The sequence below is a fragment of the uncultured Corynebacterium sp. genome, from assembly GCF_902782855.1.
GTDB lineage: Bacteria > Actinomycetota > Actinomycetes > Mycobacteriales > Mycobacteriaceae > Corynebacterium.
In genome coordinates this window covers 1-8,034 of sequence record NZ_CACZOO010000251.1, presented here as the reverse complement: position 1 = coordinate 8,034, position 8,034 = coordinate 1, and the positions used below count along the sequence as shown (strand labels likewise).

Here is an 8,034-nt window from a genome sequence, read left to right as displayed (position 1 = left end):
TAGACCGCATCATCCGCGAGCTGCAGGGACGCCAGGCCGGAGGCCATCGCCACCGGGTTTCCCGACAGGGTGCCGGCCTGGTACACCGGGCCGACCGGGGCGAGCATGTCCATGATGTCCGCGCGTCCACCGAAGGCGGCCGCGGGCATACCGCCGGAGACGACCTTGCCGAAGGTGGTCAGGTCCCCGGCGACGCCGTCAACCCCGAACCACCCCTTGCGGGAGGTACGGAAACCGGTCATGACCTCGTCGATGATCAGCAGAGCACCGTCAGCGTGGGCGATCTCCCTCAGCGCGGCGTTGAACCCCTCATCGGGGTGCACCGACCCCATGTTTCCTGCCGAGGCCTCGACGATGATCGCGGCGATCTCGCCGGGGTGCTCGGCGAAGGCCTCCCTGACAGCGGAGAGGTCATTGTAGGGCACGGCGATGGTCTCGGCCGCCGCCGCAGCGGTGATGCCCGGCGAGTCGGGCAGACCCAGGGTCGCGACGCCGGACCCGGCGGCGACCAGCAGGGAATCGACGTGGCCGTGGTAGCAGCCGATGAACTTGAGGATCCGGTCGCGGCCGGTGAAACCGCGGGCCAGGCGCACCGCGGACATGGTGGCCTCGGTACCGGAGTTGACCATGCGGATCTTCTCCACGCTGGTGCGGCCGATGATCTCCTCCGCCAGGGAGATCTCACCGAGGGTCGGTGCCCCGAAGGAGACGCCCTTGGCCACGGCGGACTGCACGGCGTCCACCACCACCGGGTGGGAGTGCCCGTGGATCATCGGGCCCCAGGAGCAGACCAGGTCGACGTAGTCGTTGCCGTCGACGTCGGTCAGCCGGGATCCGGCGGCGGAGGCGATGAACGGGGCGGTTCCGCCGACGGAGCCGAAGGCCCGGACCGGGGAGTTCACGCCACCAGGGATCACCCGGCGTGCCTCCTCCATCGCGGTCGAGCTGGCGGACAGGTTTGACTCGGTGTGTTCACTCATCACACCGACCACTGTAACCGACACTGTAACCGACCGGTCGAGCCACAGCGCGGGGCTGCTGCGGGGGTTACTGAGTCTGCCAGGGCAGCAGATTCTCGCCGGCCCAGGAGCGCAGTTTGCCCCGCCGTGGCCGCCAGTTCGCCACGACGGTGCCACGCGAGGTGTAGTCGCGGTGGGTGATGCGGGCGGACCGCCATTCGATGAGCATCGAGGACAGCAGCATCGGCACCGTCGCGAGCAGCGGGTTCAGCAGTCCGGTGACCGACAGGACCACGGCGACGGCGTTGTAGCCCCAGGCCAGCCAGAGGTTCCAGTCGACGGTGGCGCGGACGTGGCGGACAAGGCTGACGACCTCGGGGATGGCGGAGATGTCCTCGCGCAGCAGCACGACGTCACTTTCAGCGTTGTCGATCCGGTCGGCGGACCCCATGAGGACGCCGACGTCCGCGACATGGAGGCAGTCGAGGACGTCCTCGTCACCGACCATGGCCACGGTCGCTCCCTGGGCGTGGACACTGCGCACGGTGGCGGCCTTGCGTCCTGGCGCGATGCCGGCGAGCACGGTCGAGATGCCGATCATGTCGGCCATCCGGCGGGCGACGGGGTAGGTGTCTCGGGCGATCATCGTGGTCTCGATGTCCATGTCCTCGAGCTCTTCCACGGCGCTCGCCGCATCCCCCTTCACCTGGTCGGATACGTTGATGACGCCGCGTGCCCTCCCCTTCCACGACACGACCAGCGGGATGCCGCCGCCGACGGCTGCGTTGGCGAGTGCGGGGTCGGTGAGTTCGGAGAGGTCCCGTGGACGCCACAGTGCGGCGGGCAGGTGACGCTTCATGGTGTCGCCGGTTCTGGCGTCCTTCACGGGGAGGTCGACGCTGGCTGTGAAGGTACCTCGGTCGTCGACCGTGACCTGCCCGGCCTCCAGCCAGTGCGGGACGGAGTCGCCGCCGGTGCCGGCGTCGCGGGCCTCCCGGTCGGCGCGGACGATGGCGCGGGATACCGCGTGGGTGGATTCCAGGGACAGTGCACCTGCGACACGCAGCACCAGTTCGGGGTTCTCCCCTTTCGCCGCGGTGACGCCGGTGACTGCCATGGGCCCGTGGGTGAGGGTGCCGTTGCGGTTGAAGATGATGGTGTCGACGTCGGCGAGCTGGTGGATGGTGTTCGCGTTGCGCAGCAGGGTTCCGCCCGTCGCGGCGCGGGCCAGGCCGAGACGTAGGGCGAGGGTGGTGGACAGTGCCAGGGCCAGGGGTGCGACGGAGATGAGGACGGCCAGGGCGGTTGCGACGGCGTTGGCGGTGGCGTCGGTGACGAGGAGCCACACGACGGCCGCGCAGCAGGCGATGACGACCGCCCAGGGGACCAGGAGGGACGCCGAGCGGGTGGCGATCTGGTCGAGCTGGGCTTCGTCACGTTCCGCGGCGCCGATCCAGCGTTGGACCGCGGCGAGCCGGGTGCGCGACCCGGTCCGCTCCACCCGGATCTTCAGGGTGTCGCCGAGGTTCCGTGTGCCGGCGTACACCGGGGAGTTGACGGTGACCTCGGAGTGTCGGTCGCCGCCGCCGAAAGGCCCGGCGTCCACCTCGGCGCGTCCGCCGACGACCTCACCGTCGGAGGGGACCACTCCGCCCCGGGGGACGAGGAGGTCGTCGCCGACGCGGATCTCGCCGACGGTGATCTCCGACTTCACCGGCTTCCCGCGGCGGTCGTTGCGCACCACGGTGACGGTGTCGGAGACGGGCAGCTGCAGTGAGCTCAGTGCGAGGGCGGAGCGTAGGCGGGTGCGCCGGGTGAAGAGGCGTCCGACGAGCAGCAGGATCGTCACACCGCAGGCGACGTCGAGGAAGACGGCGCCGTTACCGGTGTCGTGGTAGTCGGCGGTGAGTTCCGGGGAGTTTCGCCAGCCCGCGGCGCCGACGTCGGTGACGAGCATGGCGACGAGCGAGTAGACGAAGGCGACGATGATCGCCACGGAGGACGCGGTGTCCAGAGCGGACATGCCGCGGCGCAGTCCGGCGAGGAAGGCGCGGTGGAATGGCCAGGCACACCAGGTGACGACGGGGACGGACAGGGCGAGGCAGAGCCACTGCCAGTTGTCGAACTGCCAGCCGGCGGTGATCTGCATCGCCACGACGGGCACGCCGAGCAGGACCGCGACGAGCAGCCGGGAGGGGGTGATGAGTTCGCGCGCGGTGTAGAGCACCTCGGTCGTGGCACCGGACTGGGTGGGGTGGCGCACCGGTGTGGTGTGGGCCTCCCGTTCCCTGGCCCGCTGCTGGGACATGCGGTGACGTCGCATCCGACGACGGCGTTCGGTGATGTTCAGCCGCTCTGCACGGCGGCGCAGGGACGCAGTGGTGAGCCAGGCGTCCACCCCGGCCTGGGCCATGAGATCCCGCAGCACGTCGGGCGACAGGGAGTCCGGGGCGGTGACCCAGGCCATGGAGGTGGAGTAGACCACCCGGGCCTGGACGCCGGGGACGCGGTTGAGGATCTTCTCCAACTGCCCGGCGGCGACGGCGGACTCCATCCCCGCAAGGTGCCAGGTGAAGGAGGTCAGCGGGCCGGTGGGGGCGTCGGCGTCGTCGGGATGGTCCGCGTCACCCCCGTAGGCGGGGTCGGTGAAGTCGGACAGGCCGACAGCGCGGGCGGCGGCGCGGGCCTCGTCGATGGCACGCGTCACGTCCTGGGTGCCGTCGTTCACCGGTCGTCCCCTGTCGGTTCACCGAAGAAAGTCCTCACACCGGGACGGTACGCCGCCAGCGTGGCGAAGGCGAGGACAAGGGCGATGAGCGGCTGGATGTAGCCGGAGACCCCGAGCAGCCAGCTGCCCAGGGACACGACCAGCAGGACGCCGGTGACGACGAGTGTGCGGAACCGGGCGCGGGCGTTGCCGCGCAGCAGTCCGGGCACCGCGACGCAGAGGGCGACCGCACCGACGGCCTCGATCACCGCGAGCCATTTCAGCACCGAGGCGACGGCGTCGATGGTGGCCTGCCGGTCAGCGTCGGTGGAGGTCGGCGGCTCGGCGGTCCACATCAACAGGGCGGCGACGAGCAGTCCGACGGCGCACAGCAGGTAGAGCACGAAGGCGGTGCGGACCACACCGGGGGTCCCGTCGCCGGGGCGCCAGTAGCGCACCTGGCGGTTCGGGTCGTTCGCGGCGGAGCCCGCACCGGGGAACAGGGACGGCATGTCAGTCGCCCTTCCGGTTCTTCTGTTCCTTCTTCTCCCGCTTGGCGGCCCTCTCCTCGTCCTTCATCTTCCTGAGGTCGGCGGATCGTCTGTCGAGGGCGGCGGTGAACTCCTCCATCTCCCGCTCGCCGGGCATGCCGAACCAGTCGCGGGTCTCGGGGCGGGTGAGCAGCCACCAGCCGGCCGGGGCGAGGACGCCGGAGATGATCGTGCCGGCGCCGACGAGCACGATGAGCAGGATGGCCCCGGTGTCCGGGGCACCGGCGAAGGTCTGCATCAGCGCCATGAGGGCGAGGTAGACGGTGCCGAGGGTGAGGAAGAACCGGGAGCGGTACCCACCGCGTCCGACCCGGGAGATCAGCCACACCGCGACCACGACGGAGAACAGGGTGAGCAGGAACTGCAGGATGGCGTAGCCGGTGACCAGGGTGTCGATGCTGGCGTTGCCGGGCACGTCCATGTCCTCGGTCTGCTGGGTGACCTGGCGGGTCAGCGCCCGCCGGTCGGTGAGGGTGAGGACCAGCTGCAGGACGCCGGTGAGCAGCTGGAGCGCCGCGACGGCGTACCAGATCCTGACGCCGTCCTTGACCTGCTCCGGGGCATCCTTGACGGAGGGGGCCAGCCCGTCGGCACGACCCATCTTCGGCGGGGTGGGCATCTCGGGGAAGCCGCCGGGGCCCGTGGGTGTGGGCGGCGTACTGTTGGGCGTGCGGTGGGGTGCGGTCATAGCGTCCCCCAGCCTAGCGGTCAGGCCAGCAGTCGCGCCGCCTCGGTGGCCCAGTAGGTCAGGATGATGTCCGCACCGGCGCGGCGCAGCGAGGTCAGGGAGTCCATGATGGTCTTCTCCCGGTCAATCCAGCCGTTCTGCGCCGCCGCGGTGATCATCGAGTACTCACCGGAGACCTGGTAGGCGGCGACCGGCACGGTGGAGTAGTCGGCGACCTCCCGGAGGATGTCGAGGTACGGCAGGCCCGGCTTGACCATGACCATGTCCGCGCCCTCGTCGATGTCGAGCTGGACCTCCATGATCGCCTCGCGGGCGTTGCGCGGGTCCTGCTGGTAGGTCTTCCGGTCACCCTGCAGTGTCGACCCGACGGCCTCACGGAACGGCCCGTAGAACGCCCCGGAGTACTTCGCGGAGTAGGCCAGGATGGAGACGTCCTGGAAACCCTCGGCGTCCAGCGCGGCCCGGATGACACGGATCTGGCCGTCCATCATGCCCGAGGGGCTGACGATGTGGGCACCGGCGCGTGCCTGGCTGACGGCCATCGCGGCGTACAGCGGAAGGGTGGCGTCATTGTCGACGACGGTGGCACCGTGGCGGTCGGTGGTGAGCACGCCGCAGTGGCCGTGGTCGGTGAACTCGTCGAGGCAGGTGTCCGCCATGACGAGGAGGTCGTCGCCGAACTCCCGGCGCAGGGCGGCGAGACCCTTGTTGAGGATGCCGTCACCGGCCCAGGCCTGCGTCCCGGCGAAGTCCTTGTGCTCCGGGGTCGGCACACCGAACAGGTCGATCGAGCCCACACCCGCCTCCAGCGCCTCCTCGGCGGCCTTGAGCAGGGAGGTCTCGGTGTGCTGGTACACGCCGGGCATCGCGGAGATCTCGCGGGGGGCGTCGATTCCCTCGGCAATGAACGCCGGGAGGATAAACTGCGCCGGGTCGAGGTGCGTCTCGGCGACGAAGTCACGCATCGTCTGGCTGGTGCGCAGGCGACGCGGACGACGCGACGGGGCGGGGACGCCGTAGGTGTCGGTGGGGAGGTTCGGGAGGGTGGGCTCACTCATGCCCACGATCGTACGCCGACCCCGATCGCGCACTCCCCTAACTCGGTAGCACCGGGTGCAGCCGTTTCATCGACCAGTTGCGTTGCGTCCGGGCGGCGAAAGTCGTCACTCCCAGGGCTACGACGAGGACGCCGAACAGGACGGTCAACGAGGTCCACAGCCGTTCGTCATGGAAGCCGTAGAGGGTCTGGCGCAGGGCGTTGACCGCGTAGGTCATCGGGTTGAACGGGTGGATGATCTCAATGAGTCTGTTCTGGGTCTCGACCGGGTAGATGCCGCCGGAAGTCACCATCATCACCATCAGGGTGACCAACGCCCCCACCCGGCCCGGCCCCGACCCGAGCAGGGCGACGAGCGCCTGGTTCATCGCCATGAACACCAGGGACACCAGTAGAGCCACCAGTGTGAAACCGAGGACATCCTGCGGGCGCAGACCGACGGCGACGATGCACACCGCGACGATGACGAGCGCCTGCGCCAGAGCCAGGAGAGCCACCGGCAGATATCCGTCGAAGGCGGCACGGACCGGGCCCACTCCCGCAGCGATGGCTCGTTGCTGCAGCGGCCTGAAGATCTGGAAGATCACGATCCCACCGATGAACAGGGCCAGTGAGATGAAGAACGGTGACAGACCGGTGCCGAAGGAGCTGATCTCCGTGTCATCCTGCGCGGCGAGCGTCACCGGACCACCGATGGTGGTCGCGGCCTGGACCCGCTGGCCCTCATTCCAGCTGGGCACCTCGCCCGCACCCTCCTCCAGCCGGGAGTGCAGCTCGGTCGCACCGTCGCTGAGCTGGTCGACCCCGTCGACGAGCTCGGGCAGCTGGCCCTGGGCCTGACCGATGCCGTCGTCGAGGGTGTGGGCGCCGTCGTTGAGCCGGTCGACACCGTCGATGAGCTGGGTGAGCTGCCCGGTGCTGGAGGTGAGCTGGTCGATGCCGCCCCGGAACTCCGCCGACGGGTCCGAGAGCTGGAAGGCGAGCTGCGCCGCCCCGTCGGACAGCCGGTCGACCTGGGCCCCGGCGGTCGACTGCGGCCCCAGCCCCCGGGTCTCCAGGGCGGTGGCGGTCGCCTCGATCTGACCGGCGATCGCCGAGGTGCCCGGCAGGTTCAGGGCGCGCAGCTGGGTGGCGTAGTCCCGCAGGTTCGCCGCGCTGTCGCCCTGCACGGTGGTGACCTGCCCGAGCGGCCCGGTGAGCTGGTTGATGCCGTTGCTCAGTTCGGTCGCCCCGGCGCCGAGTTCCTCGATGCCGGAGCTCAGCCGCGGCCCCGCCTCAACCAGCTGGTTGAGCTGGCCGACCTGGTCGTTGAGCGTCTGCGTCCCCGCCGCGAGAGTCGATGACCCGTCCTTGAGCTGGTCCACCCCGTCGGTGAGGGTCGGCAGCTTGCCCTGGAGCGTCCCGATGCCGTCGGCGAGGGTGCCGGACCCCTCGGCGGCCTCGGCGATGCCGGAGCCGGCGTCCAGGACACCGACAAGGACCTTGTCCACCGCCTCGGCACTGATCCTCGTGCTGACAGTGTTGAGCACCTCGCGCATGACGTTCTCGCCGATGATGGTGGACAGGTAACCGTTGGCGTCGTTGTAGTGGGTGATCAACCGGGCTTTCTCAGCGTTCGTGCCTGCCGCGGAGATCACTGCCTCGGAGAAGTTCTCGGGCAGCTCCAGGGAGAAGTAGTACCTGCCGTCCCTCACACCCTGCTCCGCCTCCTCAGCGGAGACCTCCGTCCAGTTGATCCGGTCGTTGTCCCGCAGCCCCTGGACCACCTGGTCTCCGGCGCGGGTCTCCTGACCGTCGAGTTCCGCTCCCTGGTCACTGTTGACCAGGGCGACAGGAAGCCCGTCCGTCTTGTTCAACGGATTCCAGAACGCCCAGAGGTACAGCGCCGAGTACAGAAGCGGGATGAGGATCAGCGCGATGACGGTGATACGGGTCAACCGTGCCCGTTTGAAGCGGCGCAGTTCGTTGGCGATGTGGAATCCGGCGATGGGCACTGTGCAGTCCTTCTCTAGCGGGTGACGGTCGTGTCAGGGGAAGCAGGGGACGCGGCGGCAGGGACGGCGGCAGGGACG

Annotated in this window: 6 protein-coding genes; all 6 read right to left on the bottom strand. The window is 69.5% G+C overall.

What is annotated here, in order from left to right; translation table 11 throughout:
* Positions 1-980 (bottom strand): glutamate-1-semialdehyde 2,1-aminomutase (locus tag QZV72_RS10330; protein WP_297008200.1); only part of this gene is annotated, 980 nt, incomplete at its 3' end.
* Between the two features lie 67 nt (positions 981-1,047).
* On the bottom strand, positions 1,048-3,687 hold the full coding sequence (locus tag QZV72_RS10325; RefSeq protein WP_297008198.1) for a cation-translocating P-type ATPase: 2,640 nt from the start codon (positions 3,685-3,687) through the stop codon (positions 1,048-1,050).
* Positions 3,684-4,178: a hypothetical protein gene (locus QZV72_RS10320; protein ID WP_297008196.1), complete on the bottom strand. Its 495-nt coding sequence runs from the start codon at positions 4,176-4,178 to the stop codon at positions 3,684-3,686. The genes QZV72_RS10325 and QZV72_RS10320 overlap by 4 nt, the downstream gene beginning before the upstream one ends.
* Before the next feature lies 1 nt (position 4,179).
* Complete coding sequence (locus QZV72_RS10315; RefSeq protein ID WP_297008192.1) at positions 4,180-4,905, bottom strand: hypothetical protein; 726 nt, start codon at positions 4,903-4,905, stop codon at positions 4,180-4,182.
* Positions 4,906-4,925: 20 nt separating this feature from the next.
* Complete coding sequence (hemB, locus tag QZV72_RS10310) at positions 4,926-5,963, bottom strand: porphobilinogen synthase (protein ID WP_297008190.1); 1,038 nt, start codon at positions 5,961-5,963, stop codon at positions 4,926-4,928.
* 37 nt (positions 5,964-6,000) lie between these two features.
* Positions 6,001-7,956 carry a YhgE/Pip family protein gene (locus QZV72_RS10305; RefSeq protein WP_297008187.1) on the bottom strand — a complete coding sequence of 652 codons (1,956 nt, stop codon included), beginning with the start codon at positions 7,954-7,956 and terminating at the stop codon, positions 6,001-6,003.
* Positions 7,957-8,034 lie beyond the last annotated feature (78 nt).